This is a genomic window from Neisseria sp. P0001.S005 (genome assembly GCF_051963715.1).
The window spans coordinates 1-315 of sequence record NZ_JBQCTZ010000893.1 but is presented as its reverse complement, the minus strand read 5'-3'; the positions used below and the strand labels follow the sequence as shown (position 1 = coordinate 315).

Genomic DNA, 315 nt, shown 5'->3' with positions numbered 1-315 from the left:
CCAAACCGTTAGCGGCCGACTAAGGCTACCTGAAACTTTTCAGGTAGCCTGTTTCTATTCTGCCCAAGCCGCCTAACTCTCCTCCAGCCCGGCCAAAATCGAACAATCCGGGAAGTCGTCTCCCGCGCAGGCATCGTGCCAACGTTGCAGCTCGGCCACCATGCCCTGCAAGCGTTCGATTTTGGCTTCCAGCTCGGCGATGTGCCGCGCGGTGAGCGTTTTCACTTCGCGGCTGGTGCGCTGCGGGTTGTGTTGCAGGCTCAAAAGCTGCCCGATCTGCGGCAGCGAAAAGCCCACTTCCCGCGCATGGCGGAT

Annotated in this window: 1 protein-coding gene; it reads right to left on the bottom strand. The window is 60.3% G+C overall.

Annotated elements, in window-relative coordinates; genetic code table 11:
• Positions 1 to 72: 72 nt before the first annotated feature.
• Positions 73 to 315, bottom strand: a 243-nt coding sequence (locus ACTHSP_RS23390; protein ID WP_440347167.1) for a MerR family DNA-binding protein, incomplete at its 5' end; no start/stop codon positions are given.